Source organism: Marinomonas sp. 63XJN7_7_ISO-PGPR-S23-202, from assembly GCF_056173505.1.
Genome location: NZ_CM149677.1, coordinates 3,904,708 through 3,925,399, shown reverse-complemented (window position 1 = coordinate 3,925,399; position 20,692 = coordinate 3,904,708). Strand labels below are relative to the sequence as shown.

The 20,692-nt window shown below is 44.8% G+C and carries 18 protein-coding genes; 8 read left to right on the top strand and 10 right to left on the bottom strand.

Annotation, left to right across the window (positions count from 1 at the left end; all coding sequences use genetic code 11):
- Positions 1–79: 79 nt before the first annotated feature.
- Positions 80–1,057, bottom strand: coding sequence for a glutathione S-transferase family protein (locus tag AC0VYG_RS18205; RefSeq protein ID WP_475429330.1), 978 nt, complete (start codon positions 1,055–1,057; stop codon positions 80–82).
- 107 nt (positions 1,058–1,164) lie between these two features.
- Between AC0VYG_RS18205 and AC0VYG_RS18200 the strand changes: the two genes are divergently transcribed.
- From AC0VYG_RS18200 to AC0VYG_RS18190, 3 genes are all read left to right on the top strand, one after another.
- A complete protein-coding gene (locus AC0VYG_RS18200; protein WP_475429329.1) occupies positions 1,165–2,340 on the top strand; it encodes a GGDEF domain-containing protein in 1,176 nt (391 codons plus the stop codon).
- 441 nt (positions 2,341–2,781) lie between these two features.
- Positions 2,782–3,429, top strand: a complete 648-nt coding sequence (locus tag AC0VYG_RS18195) for a TetR family transcriptional regulator C-terminal domain-containing protein (RefSeq protein WP_475429328.1) — start codon at positions 2,782–2,784, stop codon at positions 3,427–3,429.
- Positions 3,429–4,049, top strand: a complete 621-nt coding sequence (locus AC0VYG_RS18190) for a LysE family translocator (RefSeq protein ID WP_475429327.1) — start codon at positions 3,429–3,431, stop codon at positions 4,047–4,049. Before AC0VYG_RS18195 ends, AC0VYG_RS18190 begins: the two co-directional genes overlap by 1 nt.
- 106 nt (positions 4,050–4,155) lie before the next feature.
- On the opposite strand, the gene upp is transcribed toward AC0VYG_RS18190, so the two are convergent.
- A complete protein-coding gene (gene upp, locus AC0VYG_RS18185; protein ID WP_475429326.1) occupies positions 4,156–4,812 on the bottom strand; it encodes a uracil phosphoribosyltransferase in 657 nt (218 codons plus the stop codon).
- A gap of 321 nt (positions 4,813–5,133) precedes the next feature.
- Here upp and lon point away from each other — a divergent pair, with 321 nt between their 5' ends.
- Both lon and AC0VYG_RS18175 read left to right on the top strand, forming a co-directional pair.
- The gene (lon, locus tag AC0VYG_RS18180) at positions 5,134–7,572 is read left to right on the top strand and encodes an endopeptidase La (protein ID WP_475429325.1); all 2,439 of its coding nucleotides are present in this window, start codon (positions 5,134–5,136) and stop codon (positions 7,570–7,572) included.
- Between the two features lie 180 nt (positions 7,573–7,752).
- Positions 7,753–9,135, top strand: coding sequence for an MATE family efflux transporter (locus AC0VYG_RS18175; protein WP_475429324.1), 1,383 nt, complete (start codon positions 7,753–7,755; stop codon positions 9,133–9,135).
- A gap of 12 nt (positions 9,136–9,147) precedes the next feature.
- Here AC0VYG_RS18175 and AC0VYG_RS18170 read toward each other — a convergent pair whose 3' ends face one another.
- Entirely contained in the window at positions 9,148–9,915 is a 768-nt protein-coding gene (locus AC0VYG_RS18170; RefSeq protein WP_475429323.1) for a TlyA family RNA methyltransferase, read from the bottom strand.
- Between the two features lie 84 nt (positions 9,916–9,999).
- Here AC0VYG_RS18170 and AC0VYG_RS18165 point away from each other — a divergent pair, with 84 nt between their 5' ends.
- Complete coding sequence (locus tag AC0VYG_RS18165; RefSeq protein WP_475429322.1) at positions 10,000–10,833, top strand: sulfurtransferase; 834 nt, start codon at positions 10,000–10,002, stop codon at positions 10,831–10,833.
- Positions 10,834–10,911: 78 nt separating this feature from the next.
- On the opposite strand, the gene AC0VYG_RS18160 is transcribed toward AC0VYG_RS18165, so the two are convergent.
- From AC0VYG_RS18160 to AC0VYG_RS18130, 7 genes are all read right to left on the bottom strand, one after another.
- Positions 10,912–11,229 (bottom strand): hypothetical protein, encoded by a 318-nt coding sequence (locus AC0VYG_RS18160; protein WP_475429321.1) that lies wholly within the window; start codon positions 11,227–11,229, stop codon positions 10,912–10,914.
- A gap of 192 nt (positions 11,230–11,421) precedes the next feature.
- Positions 11,422–12,456, bottom strand: a complete 1,035-nt coding sequence (locus AC0VYG_RS18155) for a glycosyltransferase family 4 protein (RefSeq protein WP_475429320.1) — start codon at positions 12,454–12,456, stop codon at positions 11,422–11,424.
- 11 nt (positions 12,457–12,467) lie between these two features.
- Positions 12,468–13,253 (bottom strand): glycosyltransferase family 2 protein, encoded by a 786-nt coding sequence (locus AC0VYG_RS18150; protein WP_475429319.1) that lies wholly within the window; start codon positions 13,251–13,253, stop codon positions 12,468–12,470.
- A 10-nt stretch (positions 13,254–13,263) separates the two neighbouring features.
- Positions 13,264–14,019, bottom strand: a complete 756-nt coding sequence (locus AC0VYG_RS18145; protein ID WP_475429318.1) for a glycosyltransferase family 9 protein — start codon at positions 14,017–14,019, stop codon at positions 13,264–13,266.
- A gap of 182 nt (positions 14,020–14,201) precedes the next feature.
- Complete coding sequence (gene waaF / locus AC0VYG_RS18140; protein WP_475429317.1) at positions 14,202–15,206, bottom strand: lipopolysaccharide heptosyltransferase II; 1,005 nt, start codon at positions 15,204–15,206, stop codon at positions 14,202–14,204.
- The gene (rfaD, locus tag AC0VYG_RS18135; protein ID WP_475429316.1) at positions 15,199–16,146 is read right to left on the bottom strand and encodes an ADP-glyceromanno-heptose 6-epimerase; all 948 of its coding nucleotides are present in this window, start codon (positions 16,144–16,146) and stop codon (positions 15,199–15,201) included. The genes waaF and rfaD overlap by 8 nt, the downstream gene beginning before the upstream one ends.
- A 61-nt stretch (positions 16,147–16,207) precedes the next feature.
- A complete protein-coding gene (locus AC0VYG_RS18130; RefSeq protein ID WP_475429315.1) occupies positions 16,208–17,356 on the bottom strand; it encodes an AGE family epimerase/isomerase in 1,149 nt (382 codons plus the stop codon).
- A gap of 97 nt (positions 17,357–17,453) precedes the next feature.
- Here AC0VYG_RS18130 and hldE point away from each other — a divergent pair, with 97 nt between their 5' ends.
- Complete coding sequence (gene hldE, locus AC0VYG_RS18125; protein ID WP_475429314.1) at positions 17,454–18,881, top strand: bifunctional D-glycero-beta-D-manno-heptose-7-phosphate kinase/D-glycero-beta-D-manno-heptose 1-phosphate adenylyltransferase HldE; 1,428 nt, start codon at positions 17,454–17,456, stop codon at positions 18,879–18,881.
- Complete coding sequence (gene msbA / locus AC0VYG_RS18120) at positions 18,882–20,690, top strand: lipid A export permease/ATP-binding protein MsbA (protein WP_475429313.1); 1,809 nt, start codon at positions 18,882–18,884, stop codon at positions 20,688–20,690.
- Positions 20,691–20,692: the final 2 nt, after the last annotated feature.

Genomic DNA, 20,692 nt, shown 5'->3' with positions numbered 1-20,692 from the left:
CATTATCTCGAAAAAACGCTCACTTTAATAGCTTTATCATTTATCTCCTTGGCTTTATCTTAATATTGGTTATCTTTCACTAAGTTTGACGAAACAGTGTAGTTGGGCCCTCTGGAACGATTCTGGTCGGGTTTATCATATCGTGACTGTAATAGTAATGGCGTTTTATATGTTGTAAATTGACGGTATTAGAGACATTTTTTGTATTGAAAAGTTTTTGTAAGTATCTGTTTAGATTAGGGTAGTCTATTATTCTTTTCAGGTTGCATTTGAAGTGACCAAAATAGACAGCATCAAAGCGAATGAGAGTGGTAAAAAGGCGCCAATCCGCTTCCGTTTGTTCATCACCAACGAGAAAAGCGGAGTGTTTTAGTGTCTCTTCGATGTCATCTAAAGTGCTGAATAATGGCTCAAGTGCTTCTTGATAAGCCTGTTGAGTGGTGGCAAAGCCACATTTATATACACCGTTATTGACGGTATCATAAACTCGCTGATTAATGCTATCTATGTCAGATGAGCGTTCGCTGGGATAAAAGTCCAGAGTGTTGCCTGTGAGGCTATTGAACGCCGAGTTAAACATGCGAATAATGTCGGCGGATTCATTTGATACAATGGTTTGCGTTTGCTTGTCCCATAATATGGGGACCGTAACACGGCCGCTGTAGTCTGCTTTGGCTCTTGTATAAAGTTGATGAGCAAAGTTTGAGTGATAGAGTGGATCGCCCATGTCGATATACGGATCCTGAAAGTTGGGATCTTCTTTGAACTCCCAGCCATTTGACAGCATATCGGGGTGGACACAGCTAACGGATATGAGATCTTCTAAGTCTTTGAGTTGGCGAAAAATAAGTGTTCGGTGAGCCCAAGGACAAGCAAGAGAAACATAAAGGTGGTATCGACCTGGCTCTGCTGGAAAATGGTTTGAGTTGGCGCTGTCATAATCGGTTGGGCTGACGATCCAGTTGCGGAATGCTGATTCGCTGCGTACAAATTTTCCGCCAGTGCTGTCAGTGTCGTACCATTTGTCTGCCCATTGGCCGTCAATGAGTAATCCCATGTGGTTCTCCTAGTGAGTATCAATCTGTTTATTATCAATGAATATCGAGTAGTTTCGGAGCGTAATATTGATCCTTTTTAATCGAATGATTCGATGTGTTGGTATCTATGATTGAGCGTTTTCAGTCGTTGTTGATACCGTGCTTTATCTTACTGGCTAGTGTGTACGGTAGTTTATACATCAGCCATCTGCCACCTCTGTGGATTGCTTTATTGCCGTGGCTACCTGCCATTTTATCGGTTGTTGCGGTGTTGTTAGCTTGGCACTTCAACAAAGGGCGTGTGCTTGTTGTGATCTGTTTGCTGTTGATACCCAAAGTATATGGGCTTTCCAGCTCGGAATCAGTAAGTGCTTATTTGTCTGTATCCTGCTTTTGCATTGCCTTATTAAGTTTTGTGCGTGAACGTGGTTTTTTCAACCGCTTTGTTGTGAACCGCTTTTTATTCATTTCCATGCTACTGGCATGGTGTTACGCCGTTGATGCTAAATGGGTGTCTTTTTCCTTTCTGGATCAGCCATTTTTATCTTTCCAAATAACATGGTCTACGCTGTTGTTGTGGTGTGTTTTGGCGGTTAGTTTGATGGTAACTGGCTGCTCATGGTGGTTTGCCAGTGATGCTTTTTGTGCCAGTTCCTTGATGAGTATCGTTGGTTTAATGATCATGAGTCTGTTTTCTGTTTCGCAGAATCAGGTCGATGTGCTGTTGTCTGCACAGTGTCTTGTGTGGCTGCTCTTTTTGTTGATGGAAAGCCATCGAATGGCGTATCTGGATGAGTTGACAACCTTGCCAGGGCGACGTGCTTTGAATGAAAGCTTACTTGGATTATCAGGGAAGTATGCTTTGGTGATGGCAGATGTGGATCATTTTAAGGCATTTAATGATACTTATGGACATGATATGGGGGATAAAGTATTGGCTCATGTGGCCCGTCAATTACAGCGTTTTTCTTACCCTGGGAGAGCGTATCGCTTTGGTGGTGAGGAGTTTACTGTGGTCTTTCGCGCCAAAGTGCTGAACGATATTGAGCCAATTTTAGAGGAGGTTAAAACTCAGATTGAAACCATGCCTGTTGAAGTCTATGACCCTAAAAAGAAGAAAACCATTGAGGCCAGTGTAACCGCCAGTTTTGGCGTTGCTCTATCGACCCCAGGGGAGCTGGCTGATGAGGTATTAACACGTGCGGATAAGGCGTTGTATCAGGCTAAGCGCAAAGGGCGAAATTGTGTTGTGTTTTCTAAGCCGACCAATAATCAGTCGAGTAAAAATAAAGCAAATGTGTAAATTTGTACAAACGGTCAACTTTTTATTTCATAGCTATTGCGTTGAGCAAAAAGATGCCTATAATTCTTAAAAATTAAATTACTGACCATTTGGTTATTTTTCTAAACGAAAAGAAGCCAAGTGGTTTGGGGCGATCTGCCTCAGAAGAATATGGTGTTATGAGTTATGAATGGCTTAATAGCACACATAAAAGAGCCAACGTGGTGCAGCAGTTAGCGTAAATGATGAATGCCTAATCATCTTTTTTCGTCTCTGCTGTGAGGGGAAATGGGGAGCTTTTGCTCCCTTTTTTTATGCCTTGTCATCGCTTTCCATCCTTTAAGTCGTGTGTTTTTAATCCATTGTCGTTTTTTCTAGTAATTTCTCTAGTGCCAAAGCCATCCATCTTCGCGTTATAATGCTATTTGCCCATTTCATGACGTCAGTTAAAGAGGTTTTATTTTGTCAGAAGCAAAACGACCAAAAGATCAATTAAAAACTCATATCCGTGAGCATAATCAAACCTTAATTTTGGATGCAGCGGAGCGTGTGTTTGCACGTCAGGGATTGGCTAAAACCACGACACAAATGATTGCCGATGAGGCAGGTTTGCCGAAGGCAAATGTTCATTATTACTATCGCTCTAAAAAAGATTTATTAGAAGCGGTACTCGAAAAAATTCTAACGCTATGGTTGGATTCGGTGAGTCGTTTTACTCTTGAAGAGGGTCCTAAAGCCAATTTGACTCGCTATATTAGTGAGAAAATTGATCAATCGCGAATGAATGTAAGTGCTTCGAAAGTCTTTGCGATGGCTTTGATCGGCGAAGAGGCTTTTGTGCTGGATTTTCTTCGTGAGTATTTTGTCTCTGAATTAAGCCGAGAATCTAAGACGATTCAAGCATGGGTGGATCAAGGGTTAATGGACCCCATTTCTACCGAGCATCTTTTTATCAGTTTGTGGGCGATGACACAAACCTATGCGGATTTTGATGCTCAAGTAAAAATTGTGCTGAAGAAAGATCAGCTTGAAGAGTCTGACTATGATGAAGCAAAGCAATTTTTGACACGTATGGTGTTGGCAGGTTGTGGTGTTAGGGAGGAAAGCTGATGACCATTCAGAGTGCTCTAACGTTCTTTGTGGCGATTTTTATTTTTAGTATCACACCAGGCCCTGGGGTGTTCGCAATTATTGGTCGAAGCTTAGTGAAAGGAGCAAGGCAGTCCATCGCCCTGTGTGCTGGCATGGCCTTAAGCGATATCGTGTATTTGGTCATGGCCTGCTATGGCTTAGCCGCCATTGCGGCTAAATGGGAACTGTTATTTTCCGTGATTCGCTATTGTGGTGCGGCTTATCTGTTGTATCTTGGTTGGAAAATGTGGACCGCTCCTATTACTCAGGATCTGTCCGTCACGGATAATAAAGTGGCTAAGCAGGGAATCGCGAGCTTTTTGCAGGGCTTTCTGATTTCGGCTTCTAACCCGAAAGTCATCTTATTTTATGTAGCATTTTTGCCAAGCTTTATGGATGTGACGGCTTTGCATGGGACGGATATTGTCTTGGCCGCCGCATTGGCCTTTTCTGCTTTGATGCTGGGGTTAATCTTGATTGCGGTGAGTGCCTCTCAGGCTCGGCGTTACATGAAATCTGAAAAAGCGGTGAAAGGATTGAATCGCTCGGCAGGTAGCATTATGGCCTTGGCAGGAGTCTATCTTGGTGTGAAAGGCTAGGCGATCAAGCTTTCCACTGTTTACTCAATGAAAAAGCGCCTGTTGATATCGACAGGCGCTTTTTGCGTTTATATCGTTAAGCTAATGTTTTATAGCTTTTGTCTGATTAACGAGTACCGTAAATGCGGTCACCTGCGTCCCCAACACCTGGTCGAATATAAGCATGGTCGTCTAACTCACGGTCAATCACGCCGATAAACATGGGGACGTCTGGATGTGCTTTTTTAAACGCTTCAATGCCTTCTGGGGCGGCAAATAGGCAAATAAAACGAATGTCTTTCGCGCCCATGTCTTTCATTTTACTAATTGCGGCAATGGCAGAGTTACCTGTTGCAAGCATTGGATCGACTACGATAATGGTTCTTTCGTTGATGGAATGTGGCATTTTAAGGTAGTACTCAACGGGCTGTTTGGTATCTGGGTCGCGGTACATGCCCACATGACCGACACGGGCGGAAGGGGATAGTTTTAATACTCCTTCTGCTAAACCGTTTCCAGCTCGCATGATGGTGACGATACACAGCTTTTTGCCTTTGAGGACTGGGCTTAATGTTGTTTCCAGGGGGGTCTCAACTTCTGTATCAACCGTTTCCAAATCCCGTGTTGCTTCATACCCAATGAGTGTGCCGAGCTCTTCGACTAACATGCGAAATTCACGGGTACTGGTGTTTTTGTCTCGAAGACTGGTTAGCTTGTGTTTGACGAAGGGGTGTTCAATGATTGAAATGTCAGTGTAAGTACTTAATATCTCGTCACGAGTCATGTTGGTGTCCTTTTTTCGAATAGAGAACCAAGCGGATGCTATGCCGTTATTTCTGGTTGCTTGCAGGAATAATACCACAATGCTTTCTCTGTGAATAAATAATCCTGTCTACTCAGTCATAATCGATAAATCATTGTATGAATGAATGGTGACGTTTATGACATCTGACAAATGGATAAGGATTTAAGAGCCCGTTTCATTTCCTTAGGGATTGTTTTTATTCAGTTTGTCACTACATAAATAAGCAAACTTAACAACTGTTTTTATTGAATTGTTTGCCACAAAGCAAGACACACTAATCTTGACGTATTGGGAATATATATGAGTAACGAGGAACAGTACCCAGATCAATATGATGAGTCATTGATGGATGATACTAATGAAGAGGTGGTGATTAGCGACCCACAGGCGTTGGCGTTACCGGACGACGTGCTGCCAGATACTTTGTACATTTTGCCGATTTCTAGTCGTCCGTTTTTTCCAGCCCAAGTGCAACCCGTTATGGTGGATGCGGATCCATGGGAAGAATCATTAGAACGTATTGCCGATAATCCACAAGCGGCAGTGGGTTTGGTGTATACCGATAAAGTCGCAAGTGGAGCGCCACCAGTTGACTCTTTCCGCACTATTGGTTGTGTGGCGAGGGTTCATAAGGCGGAAAAACAAAACGATAAAATCACCTTTTTAGCACAAGGGATTAAGCGTTTTGAAATTGTTGAATGGCTGAGTGATAGCACGCCTTATTTGGCGCGGGTGCGTTATTTAACGGACTCAAAAGAAACGGACAAAGAGTCGAAAGCCTACTCGATTGCCATTTTAGATGCCATTAAAGAGCTCATTCGGTTGAACCCTTTATTCAGTGAAGACTTACGCCAATATTTAGGCCGTTTTTCCTTTAGTGAACCTGGTTTGTTGGCGGATTTTGCTGCCTCCATTACCTCTGCTGATGGAGGGGATCTGTACGAAATTTTGGAGACCATTCCGGTGCAGCCTCGTATGCATTTGTCGTTGACATTGCTGCGCAAAGAGTTGGAAATTGCACGTTTGCAGCATGAAATCAGTGCTGAAGTGAATACTAAGATCAGTGAGCATCAGCGAGAGTTCTTTTTGAAAGAACAGTTAAAAGTGATTCAAAAAGAACTGGGCATTTCTAAAGATGACCGAACTGCCGACGTGGAAGCCTTTGAGGCGCGCTTAAAAGACAAAACGGTTCCGGACTCGGTGAGGGAAAAAATTCAAGAAGAGCTTCATAAGTTGAGTATTCTAGAAACCGGATCACCAGAATACGGTGTGACGCGTAATTATTTGGATTGGGCAACCGCTTTACCATGGGGCGTTCAGTCAAAAGACAATTTAGATATTAAAGCAGCGCGTGAGGTACTGGACTCCCATCACTCTGGTCTAGGGGATATTAAAGACCGCATTGTTGAATTCTTGGCTTTAGGGGCTCAGCGAGGAGAAATGGGGGGCTCCATTTTGCTATTGGTTGGCCCGCCAGGTGTGGGTAAAACGTCCATTGGTAAGTCCATCGCAGAATCACTTAATCGTAAGTTTTACCGCTTTAGTTTGGGAGGGATGCGCGATGAAGCGGAAATCAAAGGTCATCGTCGAACTTATATTGGGGCCTTACCAGGAAAATTTGTCCAAGCATTAAAAGACGTTGAAGTGGAAAACCCTGTGATCATGCTGGATGAGGTGGATAAGATCGGCTCTTCTTTTCAAGGTGATCCGGCATCAGCGCTTCTAGAAGCTCTGGATCCTGAACAGAATAGTGAGTTCTTAGACCACTATTTAGACATGCGCATCGATTTGTCTAAAGCCTTATTTGTGTGCACGGCTAATCAGCTGGATACCATACCCGCACCGTTGCTGGATCGCATGGATGTGATTCGTTTATCAGGCTATATTGCCGACGAAAAGTTGATGATTGCCAAGCAGCACTTGTGGCCTAAGCTGTTGAAGAAAAACAAACTGTTGAAAAAACAGCTAAACATTACCGATGCCGCATTGCGCCACATTATTGAGCATTATGCTCGTGAGGCGGGTGTGCGTGGCTTGGATAAATTACTGCAAAAAGTATTGCGTAAGTCGGTCGTGGAACTGCTCACCGGAGAAAAAGAAACCATCAATGTGGGGGTGAAAGACGTAGAGACTCTATTGGGTATGCCTTACTTCCGTCCAGAGAAAAACTTGCAAGGTGTAGGCGTTGTAACGGGACTCGCGTGGACCTCTATGGGCGGTGCGACCTTGTCCATTGAAGCCAATAAGGTGCATGAATTAACCCGTGGTCTAAAACTCACCGGGAAGCTAGGGGATGTGATGAAGGAATCGGCTGATATTGCGTATTCCTATGTTTTTTCTCATACCAAGAGTTACCAAAGCCATCCGGAGTTTTTCGATAAATGTTTGGTGCATTTGCATGTACCAGAAGGGGCTACCCCAAAAGATGGCCCAAGTGCTGGGGTGACCATGGCAACGGCTTTACTGTCCTTAGCGAAAGGAAAACCAATACGTAAAGGCTTGGCGATGACAGGAGAGTTAACGCTCACCGGCCAGGTGCTTGCCGTTGGCGGTATTCGTGAGAAAATCATTGCCGCCAAGCGCAGTAAAATCAGCGAAGTGATTCTACCGGAACCTAATCGTCGTGATTATGAGGAGTTACCGGAGTCAGTGAAAGAAGGCATGACTGTGCATTTTGCAGAGCGTTTTGCGGATGTGGAAAAAGTGGTGTTTGATCGTCGTAGCAATGATATCCACTAAAGCTGGCAGGTAAAGTGGACTGAGTGTCATGATCGTATTGTGATATATTCACAAAGAATGCGTTCTCACTAAGCTAGAGACATGAGAAAATATCGCAGCCGGGCAGGCGAAAGCTTGTCCGGCTTTTTCATGTCTTTGAGCTATAATTTTGCGGCTCAATTAATCGTATAGGGGAAATGAATGCCTGATCAGGCAAAACTCACACAAGGTTCGACGTTAAAGCATGTGGTGGTGATGTCTTTTACCAATGCGCTTGGCTTGATGTGCATGTTTTTGGTGGATTTGGTGGATATGCTGTTTCTGTCCTTTCTGGACGAGAAAGAGGCCTTGGCTGCTGTTGGCTATGCCAGTACCGTGATGTTTTTTACTATTTCCATCAGTATTGCGGTGTCGGTTGCGGCCACCGCATTAGTGGCAAGAGCCATTGGTGAAGGGCGAATTGAAGAGGCTAGGCAGCGGGCCGTTAGTGTTTTGGTGTTTGGGGTATTTTTTTCCACCGCGATAGTGGCTTTGCTCTGGCCTAATGTGTCGATGATCTTGTCTTTTATTGGTGCAAGTGGTCGTTCTTTATCTTTGGCATCTGGGTATTTGCATATTTTGATACTTGGCATGCCTGCTGTGATGATTGGTATGATTGCCTCTGGCATTATGCGTGCGCTAGGCGATGCGAGACGAGCGATGTATGTCACTTTGGTTGGTGGCATTATTAATGCTGTGTTGGATCCGATTTTTATTTTTTCCCTTGGGCTAGGAGTGGAAGGAGCCGCGTTGGCTTCTCTGATTGCTCGTCTTTCAATGGTTGTGGTGTCGTATTACGGTGTGGTGTATATCCATAATATGCTGGGAAAATTCCATCTCTCACATTTTTGTCGTGATATACGGCCGATTTGTGTCATTGCCTTACCCGCCATGTTAACCAATATGTCTTCACCCTTGGCCAATGCGATTGTCATGGAACATACCGCGACTTTTGGTGACGGTGCTGTCGCTGCGATAGCCATTATTGGTCGTATCATTCCTGTGGTATTTGGTGGTTTATTTGCTTTATCCGGTGCGGTGGGACCCATTCTGGGACAAAACTATGGGGCGGGACATTTTGACCGTATGCACAGAGCCATAGGCAGTGCCGTGCTCTACGCTTTTGCTTATTGTTTGGTCTTGTGCACGGTTTTATATTTGGTTCAGGATTGGTTGGTAGCGATTTTCCATGCTACGAAAGGGACGGCGGATTTGATTCATTTTTTTGCGACCTATGTTTCCTTTAGTTTTTTCTTTCAGAGTTTGTTGTTTATCGGTATTGCGGTGTTTAACAACCTAGGTAAACCCTTTAATAGCACCTTGTTGAATTTTGGCCGTGCCACCTTGGGGACTTGGCCGTTGATCATTGTTTTTGGTTGGTTTATGGGGGCTGAAGGGGTGCTGTTAGGGCAGGCTGTTGGGTCGGTTATTTTCGGTTGTTTAGGGTTCTTTTTAGGTCGTCGTTATATTCATACCCTTGAGAAAAAGGAAGCACGAGACCTTCGGATTAATGGCAGTCTAGCCTATGATGACCCTCTTCTTTAGATGTTACTTTTGCTAGTCTTGTATGGATCTGCTTGCCCAAAGTAAGAACTCTTGGTTGCCATCGCCACCTTTAATAGGGCTCTCAATATAGCATTTTACTTGGAACCCCAAGGATTGCACAAAGTGTTGCATATCTTCAGACAGCTGCTCGATACGTTGCTTGTCTTTGACTAGGCCACCTTTGCCAATGAAGGCTTTGCCGACTTCAAATTGAGGCTTTACTAACGTAATGAGTTGTCCTTGAGGGCTTAATAGGGCGGGAAGTTGCGGTAATATTTTAGTTTGAGAAATGAATGATACGTCCATCACAGCGATATCAAAGCCTCCCGTTGGGAAATGCGCACCAAGATCTTGCTGGCTTAAATGACGAGCGTTGATACCTTCTAGGCAAATCACTCTGGGATCCGCTTTTAATCGCTGATCCAGTTGGTCATGACCCACCTCAATGCCAACGACTTGAGCTGCCCCATGTTGTAAGGCGCAGTCTGTAAAACCGCCGGTCGATTGGCCGACATCCAAAACTTGATAGCCTTGAATATTTAATTGTGTATGGGCAAGGGCGCCTTCCAGTTTGAGCGCACCTCGCGAGACATATTTGTCAGCATCCGTTGCGGTGACATGTAACTCACAGTCTGAGTCTAATTTTAAGCTGGGTTTGGTAACGGCTAACCACTTTCCATCCTGACAATAGGTCACTCGACCTTCACTGATAAAGGTTTGGGCCTGCGAGCGTGATTTTGCGAGGCCACGTTCAGTCAGTAATAAGTCGATTCGAGTCATTGGTAAAGCTCAGTGGTTAATGGTAAAAAGACCTCATATTAACAAAAAGTTCCAATCCACAGTAGATTTTAAGGAAGCGAATGTATGCCATTAAAAACATTAATCACCGTTGATGAGTTAAAGGCGTGTGCAGACGATAGCAAGGTGGTGATTTTAGATTGTCGTTTTTACTTAACGGATCACGGGAAAGCAAAGCGTGAGTACGATAAGGGACACATACCGAAAGCGATCTTTGTTGATGTCCATCATGAACTAGCTAGTGCAGAAACGACAACCAGCGGACGGCACCCTTTACCAAGTGAAGAGGTGTTTGCTAAACAGCTACAACAGTGGGGTGTGGATCTCGATAGTCATGTGGTGGTTTATGATGATGCGAGTGGCGCTATTGCTGCACGGGCTTGGTGGATGCTAGCGCAGCAGGGAATCGATGTGCGGGTATTGGATGGTGGACTACCCGCTTGGGTTCGTGCAGATCTGCCCTTGTCGAATACAAACGGAGTGCCTATTGCTTCGTCAAAGGTGATGTCTGTTGCTTTTCCATGGGTCGTAGATGTGACTCAAGTGATTGAAAACATGGAAACAGATATATTTCAGTTGGTGGATGCCAGAGCAGAAAGTCGTTATCAAGGGGAAGAAGAAGCCATCGACCCAGTGGCAGGTCACGTGCCTGGGGCGTTGAACCATCCATACTCGCAAAACCTTGATGAAAATGGCTGCCTAAAAAGTCCTGAAGCGCTGCGTGGTGTCTGGCAAGATCTTGTCGATCAAGATAAAACCTTGGTTAGCTACTGTGGTTCAGGAATCACGGCTTGTCATAATATTTTAGCGTTGAATCATGCCGGGTTGGATTTTAATCAGGTGTATGTTGGCTCATGGAGTCAGTGGTCAAAAAGAATGGTGCAAGCCGCTGGCTTGTAAATAACCCACCTCAAAAAGCTCTTCTACATTGGTGTAGCAGAGCTTTTTGGTTTTTTTAGGAAGAGTGTTCTCTAAGGATTATTTGGGGGTAATGCCAGCGATGAAGGTTTGTACTTGCTGGTGGTTTTCTCCCCAAATGTGTGTTTTGATCGCCTGTAACATTTTTTCTGCTTCTTTTAAGGACACCACGCCGTCTATTAGTTTTACCCCTACCCCTTCTTGTGTAAAGAAAAAATGCCAAATGTGGCCGTCAATGCGAACTTCGCCTTCGCCATTACTATAACTTAATTGCTCAAATGGGTAATCTGCAGGTACAAAACAAGCGAGTTCTTTGCCAGCGCTGCCGTAATTTAGGTCTGGGATATAGCCTTGTCGGTCAACTAGTTCAAACTTCATATACCACTCCTCATTGTTATTGTTGGTCATTTCTTACGTCGGGGGAGCCTTGTTCATCCCGTATTACCAAGTTAGCACGAGAGAAGGGCTGGGTGTGACAAAAATAAGCGAAAGATTGATCTTTCGCTTATTTTTTAAGGGGATATCGTTGCCGCATGATATGAAGTGCTTAGATGACCCGAGGGAGTGAGTTTAACGAGTATATATTGCCATATAGCGCTCGGCCATTTTTTGCGGCGTGTAGTTGATGAGTCTGGCGGTCGCACCAGCTTTCAACTGTTCTTGTAGGGAGGGACTTTCGTATAAGGTGACAATGGCTTCTTTAAGAGCCTTGCTGTCATTGGGGGGTACGAGTAAGCCGGTTTCTTGGTCTAAGATGATGTCAGGAATGCCACCTACACGGGAGGCAATAATCGGCACTCCTGCATCCATCACGTCTAATAAAGTAGAGCCTAACCCTTCATTTCTAGAGGGGAACGCAAACATATCCAAGAAAGGCAGATAATCTCCAATGTTGTTCTTAAAGCCCATCCAAGTGATATTGCCAAGGTCTTTTGCGTATGCTTTGAGTTCTTCTTTATCAGCACCATCACCAAAGAATACAAAGTGTAGCGCTGGGTGGCTTTTTTCAAGCAGAGCGGCGGCATCTATCAGGACTTTTTGCCCTTTATGACGATCCACCAAGGCTCCCACGTGGCCCACGAGGACTTTATTGGGAAACTTGGCTTTAAAGGCTTCGCCTTCTTGGCGGTTCGCTTCTAGGTGTGCCAAGGTGCTGGGAATTTGTTCTACTTCTCCCCAGTGTTTATCGCGAATATGCTCCGCAATCAAAGTGGAAATCCCGACACGCATCTTGGCGTTGCGATAAGACGCTTTATTCGACCATTTTTCTTTGATTGGTGTATCAACACGGCGAGTCAATATGTAGGGAACTTGTCGCAAAAGCTTGTGAAGATAAGCCCAATGTACGGCTTTGGCTTCATGAGCGTGAACGATATCCACACGAGGAGCGGCAAAATGCCCGTTTAATTGGTGGTTAGCGGTTAAAAACGAGACGTTTGGCACGCTTGCTAGTCGGTCTCTCAGGGGCGAGGCGTCGCGGCAGGCAACCACTTGTTTGACCGAAAAATGTTTGGCAAGCGCCTTGATAAGCAGCTCTGTTTGTCTTTCTCCACCACGAAAACCCTTAGCTAGGTTGACGTGCATGATTGTCGGTGTTTTAGTCAAAATAAGCCTACTTACCAGATATTATTGAAGTCGTCTTGCTTGGTGACACTTGGATCTCGCTGATATTCAAGCAGTTTTGCGTATTTTAAGTAACTATTAATCGCGGAACTAAGAGCAATGGTCATGCCATCGACGCCACCTAAAAAGCCCCGTTGAAAAATATACTTGCGAATAAACGCATTGAGCCCGTGAAGAAAAGGGGAGAACGCATGGGCTTTTTTGCCCTTGGCATACATGATTTTTGCCGCACGACCGCTGAAATTGCGCCCAGGTTTGGCAAATAATTCACCGATGTGATTGAAAGAAAAGTGAATAATGTCTGCGTTAATGTCTTGAGTCGTTTTCGCTTGCACACTGGCATGTTGTTTGACGTCAGAAAAGCGTGTCTTATCCGTATCATAAAGGCGAATACAGCGGTCAGGGTACCAGCCGCAGTGTTTTATCCAGCGGCTACCAATGCGGTTTTGTCGACGAAAGGAATAGCCTTCCACCGTTGAAACGGCTAAATCCAGTTGTTGGATGGCTTGCGTCATTTCAGGTGTGAGGCGCTCATCGGCATCCAAGCTGAGTACCCATCTGTGTTGGGTATGGGCCAGAGCAACGTTTTTTTGTATGCCGTCACCGAGATAAGGCTGATGTACTACGGTGGCACCGAGTTTAGTGGCGATTTCCACTGTCTTGTCTGTGCTGCCTGAATCGACAACCACGATGTCATCGCACACGGTTTGCATTGATTCTATGCAGGCGGCGATGTTTCTTTCTTCATTTAGGGTAATAATGTTGCCGGAAATCTTCATGATGGGCTCTTTAGTATTGACTCTCTAATAGATGAACAGCGTGCTCTGTCACGCTTTCGATGTCGATGGTTTTAATATCTTGGCCTGTTTGTGGAATCACTTTACGAGACAAGGTGTGGTTAAGAAACCATTCGGGATTGGGTTCTCTGTAGATACCGATATAGGGTTTTTGTAAGCACTGAGCAATATGGGATGGACCACAATCGTTGGCGATGGTTAAGTCGCACAGACTGGCTAATTGGGCAATGTCTTTAATCGGTATATTGGTGTGCAACGACAAGTTATCAGATGTGACCACTAATGCTTTCATGATATTGATTTCATCTGTTTCGTCTGGCCCTAATAAAACATGAAGATGGCAGGTTTTATTCAATTTTGTCGCGATTTCATTGCCCGCCGTGATGAAGTTATCAATACCCCATTTTTTAATTTCGCCTGCTCCCCCTCCAGGCATTAACAGCAGGTTGAATTGTGTTTTCTCCACTTCTAAAGAAGAGCGTTGAGCCAGAACTTGGAATGGGGCTGCCAGTGCTGGTAAAAGTGCCGATTCTTCTTTTATGAATATCTTTAAGTAGTTGAGGGCTCGATATTCATCGTCACACATTTTATTGTATTGCGTAGCCGTTAATTCAATCAAAAAGTCATTAGCTACTAAATCAAAGACTTGCCCCCCCTTAAGCGCTTTATACATAATCATAAGGAATCGATTGTTGGGGCGTAAATTCAACAGATTGTCGCACTTGTTGAGTTGTTTTACGTCGTCCATGCGATGTCTTGAATGGATACACTCCTGTACCCAGGGTAACTGGCTATAAATCCAAGACACGTTGTTTTTAGATAAGAGTACCAGTGGCTTTTTTTGGCAATAGTGCTCACTAAAAAAGTGGAGTACTGGAATCGTTGTGATTTGAGCACCAAAGTGTGGCCTGTTCCTGAGTAAGACGACGTTCATTGTGGGAGAATGGTCCTTATGACGATGTCAGGAGTGAGTTGGTTTTGACAGTTTGTGTGCCCAAGAGGGCAGGTTCGTTTAAAACAAGGTGAGCAGTCCAAATGAAGGCTATGAATGGTTTTGTTCTGTGTTAAGGGGGGAGTGAACTTCTCGCTGGTCGAACCATAAATACCATGGACTTCGGTCCCCACGGCGGCGGCAACATGCATTAAACCAGAATCATTGCTGACCGCTTTATTGGCGGCGGCAAGCAAGTCGATTGCATCGACCAGTTTGGTTTTTCCACATAAATTAATCGCGTATTGTCCCAGTCCTTGAATGATTTGTTCTCCCCCTTCCACATCTTTTGGTCCCCCTAATACCCAGACCTGATAGCCTGCTTCAATGACACTTTTTGCTAAATCGTGAAAATAGGCAAGAGGCCATTGTTTCGATGGGCCATATTCTGCGCCAGCCATAAGGGCAATGGCAGGACGATCTGATAATTGGTAAGTGTGGTAAAGTGCTTGTTGATTGTCCAAGTCGACTTGCAGTGACGGGTGAGGGATAGTGCTTGGCGCACTATTCAAGTTTTCTGGCAGTCCAAGGGAGACAAAATGCTTAACTGTCTGATCAAGAAGCTTTTTATCGAGCTTACGGCGTTCATTGAGCAATAGGTAGCGCTGCTCGCCTAAAAAGCCTACGCGATGTTTTGCTTTAGCAAAGAAGGGGACTAAAGCCGATTTCCATGAGCGTGGCATGACAATGGCGTGGTCATACTGTTCATCGCGAAGGGAATGACCGAGCTTGCGGCGCGTACTAATGCCCCATTCCCCATGCCCTGTCGGTAGTGTAATAGCGCGGCGAACTTCCGGCATTCTAGCCAGTATCGGTGAGGACCAGTTAGGGCCAATAACATCAATAATTGCCTCTTTATCACGTTGTTTTAACGTAATAAAGAGACTTTGAGCCATGACCATGTCACCTACCCATGAAGGGCCGACGATTAGGTATTTAGCCATTCGTATCCAACCAGTTCAGATAGTCTTGAACACCTTGTGCTAAGCCACGGAAACAACCTTGATAGCCCGCTTCACGAAGCTTGCCGATGTCCGCTTGTGTGAAGCTCTGGTAGGCTCCTTTTAAATGCTCAGGAAAAGGAATGTATTCAATCTCGCCACGCTGGTAATGGTCAATCACGGTTTCAGCGATGGTTCTAAAGGGTTCTGCTTTACCTGTACCCAAGTTAAAAATACCGGATTTATCGGTATTGTCTAAAAACCACAGTTTGGTTTTGACTAAGTCTTCAACATAGATGAAGTCTCGGCTTTGACCACCCGCTTCGTAACCATCGTAAGCACCAAATAATTTTGGGTTTTCACCTTCTAAGACCTGATTACGAAGGTGGAAAGCGACACTGGCCATACTGCCTTTGTGCTGTTCACGGGGGCCATATACGTTAAAGTAACGAAAGCCGACAATCTGGCTACTAGCTGCGGGAAGAACCGCGCGAATATATTGGTCAAATTGGAATTTTGAGTAAGCGTACATATTCAGAGGTTTTTCATTTTCTCGCGCCTCTTTGAATACAGGACCAGAGCCATACACAGAGGCTGAAGACGCGTAGGAAAAAGGGACTTTATGGCGTAAACAGAAGTCCAATACGGCTTTAGAGTATTGGTAGTTCACATCCATCACAAACTTACCATTCCATTCGGTTGTGGCCGAACAAGCGCCTTCGTGGAAAACGGCAGTAGGAATGATGCCGAGCGTATCGTTTTTAATGGCATCAAGGAAATCGTACATGTCCATATAATCGGCAATATCAAGATCCGATAGATTAAGGCATTTTTTGCCATCGGTTAGATCGTCGACAAGAAGAATGTTCTTGATGCCTTTTTGGTTTAAGGCTTGAATAATATTACTGCCAATAAAGCCAGCGCCGCCTGTTACAATATACATAATAGTTTGTCCTGCTAATAAAGAGGTCTCGTGGAAGTCTCATCGACTTAAATGGCTGTTGTTAACGCAATCCGTTAAAGCCTGTATTCAGTTGAGCCCATGTTATCACTTCCGTTAGACCTAGAAAAATATGATAGCTGCTTGTGCCGGGTAAGGGGTAATCTTTTGCTTGGTTATGCTCATCTAGGTATTCATTCCAGCGTCCATTCTCTAAAAAATAGTGACATTGCATAAAGTCTAATGCTTTTGCTAAACGGTGTGTTTTTTCTTCCTTACCAATGGGCATCACGGTAATGGCTTTTAAATACTCTGTTATCGGCCAGATACGCTTTTCTTTATCGATGGCCTGATAGTGATTACCATCAATTTGATTGTAGATGCCACCATTGCTGGCCATGCCGTATCGGGTGGCGGTTAGCCAGAGTTGCTGTGCCAGATCGGTATAGTCACTGTTAGGAAAGATGGCGTTGGCCTGATAGAGCAACCAAACCCATTCAAAATGATGCCCAGGCTCGACCTGATGACCTGTATCTGGATCCGGTTGCCAATCCGTGGTGAAGAACTCGCGTAAGGTTTGACTCTTTTTATGATAAAAATGTTCGAGGGCTAAATCGAGTAGTGAGCGGATGGTGTCTTTATAGGCGTTCGTTCCTGTGGCGTTGAAAGCCGCGATATAACCCTCCAATAGGTGCATATGAGGATTTTGACGGCGCGTTTGTTTTTCATCCACAGGAAAGGATTCGTAAAAACCACCAGTCTGGGCTGTCATATTAGCCAGCAGAAAATGATGGGTTTTCTCCATATAGGGCAAAGCACGCTTATCTTGGCTAAGCTGATAGTAATAACTAAAAGATAGTAGGATAAACGCGAGGGCGTAAGCATCCGATTGAGTATCTTGAATGCTTAAGTTGTCATCTAGAGAGAAAATCCAGCGGTTGTCGACAAAGTAATGGTGGGTAATAAAGTCGAACAAAGGGGTGAGTTTTGCCTGCCACTCGTCATTGTTTGTTAAAAGGCACGCATGACTATAAGTGTAGAGTTGGCGGCATTGGGTTAAAAGGCGAAGACGCCCTGTCTGATTTCTTGTCCAGTCGTGATGCATGCTTTCGTAGCTGTACCCTTGGGTGGCATCTAAACCATAATTGGCCCAATGGGGAAGTAGCTTGTCAAAAACAAAAGCCTGACAAGAAGATAGTGCGGAATTCAGCATGGGGTAAACAGCCTTATTTCGTGTGTTTTAGGTATGTCCAACTTATATAGGGAGTATGATAAGATGGGCGCTCTCAAAAATCGATTATTATGTGCTTATGAACTCTTCGTATCTAAATTTTAAGGATAAACACATTCTCGTTGTTGGGGATGTTATGTTAGACCGCTACTGGTATGGCGGCACGTCACGTATTTCTCCAGAAGCACCAGTCCAAGTGGTGAAAGTTTCAAACATTGAAGATCGCCCAGGCGGTGCCGCGAACGTTGCGCTTGGCTTATCTAAACTTGGCGTGTCTGTGACGCTGATCGGTGTGGTAGGCAGAGACGATAATGCGGCTGTCCTTTCCCGTTGTTTAGAAGCAGCAGGGGTGAACTGTCGTTTTGTTTATTCTGATACCTTGCCAACAATCACGAAACTAAGAGTGATGAGTCGCCATCAACAATTGATTCGTTTAGATTTTGAAGAGCGAGAAGACAGCCTGTCGCAAAATGAAGCACTGGCAAAAGAAGTGGCTGCCTGTTTACCGGAATCCGATGCGGTGATTTTTTCCGATTATGCAAAGGGGTGTTTGGCTGATGTACGGTCACTGATTAGCCTGGCTAATGCGGAAGATGTGCCGAGTTTTGTTGACCCTAAAGGCAATGATTTTTCTATTTACCAAGGGGCGACCTTGGTGAAGCCAAATTTGCTTGAGTTTGAAAACATCGTTGGCAAGTGTCGTTCGCTGAAAGAATTAGAGGAAAAAGGCAAAGCATTACGCGAACAGTTTGGTTGGAAAGCGCTGTTGGTCACCCGTGGTGAAGATGGGTTAATGTTACTAAGTGAAGGTAAGCCGCCTTTTTCATTGGCGACAGCCGCCAAAGAAGTGTTTGATGTGACGGGGGCGGGAGACACTGTGATCGCGGTATTAACGGCGGTTTACGTCACGAGTAAGCGTTTTATCGACGCAGTGGAATACGCGAATCAGGCCGCTGGCTATGTTGTTGGTAAATTGGGCACCGCTTCCATTGATGCTGAGCATTTAGGCGCCATTATGTTTCAGCGTTCCCATACGACGAATTTTGGCGTATTAGCGCCAGAAGAGCTATTGAAGCAAATTAAACTGGCACAGCTGAGTGGCGAGAAAGTGGTGTTCACCAATGGCTGTTTTGATATTTTGCACCCAGGGCATGTGGCTTATATAAAGCAAGCAAAAGCCCTAGGGGATCGTCTTATTGTTGCGGTCAATACGGATGCCTCAGTCAAACGACTAAAAGGCGAGAAGCGCCCAATTAATAACTTGGAACACCGTATGGCGGTGTTAGAAGGGGTGGGAGCAATCGATTGGGTGACTTGGTTCGATGAAGATACGCCACAACGTATTATTGAGCAATTGACGCCCGACGTGCTGGTTAAGGGTGGCGACTACACCATTGACACGATTGTTGGTGCGCAGCATGTTCTTGACCATGGTGGCGAAGTAAAAGTACTTACCTTTGTGGATGGTTACTCGACAACGTCGATTATTGAAAAGGCAAATTTCTAAATGCAAGACAAAGAAAAAACGAAGTCAGACAAGACCGCCAAAGATATGTCAGGCATGACGCTCTATTTCAGATTATTAGGGTACGTTAAGCCATCCATGGCCTATTTTCTGATCAGTGTCCTTGGCTACATTTTGTATTCTTCTATGCAGCCTGCTTTGGCGGCATTGCTCAAACATATTGTGGATGTGGTATCCCATGGCAAGGTAACGGAAAGTCGTGCTTTGATTCCGTTGGCCATTCTTGGGGTGTTTTTAGTGCGTGGTTTGGGGACCTTTTTAGGCTCTTATGGCATGGCTAAGGTGGCCAATAATGTTGTGTTTGATCTGCGTACCAGTATGTTCAATAAAATGGTGACCTTGCCATCTGGCTATTTCAATAATATGCCCAGCGGGCGATTATTGGCCAAATTGACTTATGATACGGAGCAAGTAATCGACTCCGTTACTCAGGCCATTCAGGTTATTTTGCGTGAAGGTTTAACCGTTGTTGGCTTGCTGGGTTATATGGTGTTCATTAACTGGCGTCTGTCTTTGTTGTTCTTATTTGTGCTTCCATTGATTGGCGCCGTGGTGCGTTATGCGTCAAAGCGCTTCCGCAAGCTTAGTTTAAAAATACAAAATGCCATGGGTGGGGTGACTGATGTGGCTTCAGAGGCGATCAAAGGCCATGAAGTCATAAAAGTGTTTGGTGGCAAAGAATATGAAATAGAGCGCTTTTATAAAGCGGCTCAAGAAAACCGTCGCTCACAGTTAAAAATGGAAATGACCAAAGCGCTTAATGTGCCCATTATTCAGTTTATTGTGGCGGTTTCTTTGTCTTTGCTGATTTGGTTAGCGCTTGATCCCAGTATCTCGGCAAGTATGTCGGCTGGGGATTTTGTGGCCTTTATTGGGGCGGCGGGTATGTTGAGCCGTCCGATGCGTCAACTTACCTCAGTGAACAGTATTCTACAAAAAGGTATTGCGGCTGCCCAGAGTATCTTCTCTTTCTTAGATATTGAAAGTGAGAAGAACACAGGAACAAAAGCGGTTGAGCATATGCAGGGGAACATTGAATGGCGAGGTTTGACATTCCGTTACCCAAGTGTTGATAAAAATGCGTTGACGGATGTGAGCTTATCTTTGCCAGCGGGCAAGAAATTGGCCTTGGTCGGACGCTCAGGCAGTGGTAAGTCCACCTTGGCAAACCTGATTCCGCGTTTTTATGATGTAGAAGGGGAGTCGTTGTTGATTGATGGGGTCAATATCAATGATTATGACTTGAGCAGTCTGCGTCAAAACATTGCGCTCGTTAACCAACAAGTGGTGTTATTTAACGGCACGATTCAAGAAAATATTGCTTATGGTGGCTTAAAAGGCGTTTCAGAAGAAGAAGTAATTGAGGCGACTAAAGCGGCTAACGCATGGGATTTTATCCAAGAATTGGAGTTTGGCTTAAAGACTAGGATTGGGGAAAATGGTGTATTACTGTCTGGCGGTCAGCGTCAGCGTATTGCCATTGCCCGTGCCATTTTGAAAAATGCGCCTATTCTGATTTTAGATGAAGCTACCTCGGCATTGGATACGGAATCAGAACGCGCGATTCAGCAAGCGTTGGATAAATTGATGGAAAATCGAACCACCATTGCCATCGCCCATCGTCTTTCTACTATCGAAAATGCCGATATCATCGCCGTGATCGATCAGGGGGTGGTCATCGAAAAAGGCTCCCATGCAGAATTGTTAGCGAAGAATGGGGCGTATGCACAGTTGCACAACCAGCAGTTTAATGATTCACCAGCGGTTGAAGCTGCTGACGATAAGAGCTGATT

Bases quoted from the DNA above. Each gene is read 5' to 3' on its own strand.
- AC0VYG_RS18205 (WP_475429330.1), bottom strand. From the start codon at position 1,057: ATGGGATTACTCATTGACGGCCAATGGGCAGACAAATGGTACGACACT.
- AC0VYG_RS18200 (WP_475429329.1), top strand. From the start codon at position 1,165: ATGATTGAGCGTTTTCAGTCGTTGTTGATACCGTGCTTTATCTTACTG.
- AC0VYG_RS18190 (WP_475429327.1), top strand. From the start codon at position 3,429: ATGACCATTCAGAGTGCTCTAACGTTCTTTGTGGCGATTTTTATTTTT.
- upp (WP_475429326.1), bottom strand. From the start codon at position 4,812: ATGACTCGTGACGAGATATTAAGTACTTACACTGACATTTCAATCATT.
- lon (WP_475429325.1), top strand. From the start codon at position 5,134: ATGAGTAACGAGGAACAGTACCCAGATCAATATGATGAGTCATTGATG.
- AC0VYG_RS18175 (WP_475429324.1), top strand. From the start codon at position 7,753: ATGCCTGATCAGGCAAAACTCACACAAGGTTCGACGTTAAAGCATGTG.
- AC0VYG_RS18170 (WP_475429323.1), bottom strand. From the start codon at position 9,915: ATGACTCGAATCGACTTATTACTGACTGAACGTGGCCTCGCAAAATCA.
- AC0VYG_RS18165 (WP_475429322.1), top strand. From the start codon at position 10,000: ATGCCATTAAAAACATTAATCACCGTTGATGAGTTAAAGGCGTGTGCA.
- AC0VYG_RS18160 (WP_475429321.1), bottom strand. From the start codon at position 11,229: ATGAAGTTTGAACTAGTTGACCGACAAGGCTATATCCCAGACCTAAAT.
- AC0VYG_RS18150 (WP_475429319.1), bottom strand. From the start codon at position 13,253: ATGAAGATTTCCGGCAACATTATTACCCTAAATGAAGAAAGAAACATC.
- AC0VYG_RS18145 (WP_475429318.1), bottom strand. From the start codon at position 14,019: ATGGACGACGTAAAACAACTCAACAAGTGCGACAATCTGTTGAATTTA.
- waaF (WP_475429317.1), bottom strand. From the start codon at position 15,206: ATGGCTAAATACCTAATCGTCGGCCCTTCATGGGTAGGTGACATGGTC.
- rfaD (WP_475429316.1), bottom strand. From the start codon at position 16,146: ATGTATATTGTAACAGGCGGCGCTGGCTTTATTGGCAGTAATATTATT.
- AC0VYG_RS18130 (WP_475429315.1), bottom strand. From the start codon at position 17,356: ATGCTGAATTCCGCACTATCTTCTTGTCAGGCTTTTGTTTTTGACAAG.
- hldE (WP_475429314.1), top strand. From the start codon at position 17,454: ATGAACTCTTCGTATCTAAATTTTAAGGATAAACACATTCTCGTTGTT.
- msbA (WP_475429313.1), top strand. From the start codon at position 18,882: ATGCAAGACAAAGAAAAAACGAAGTCAGACAAGACCGCCAAAGATATG.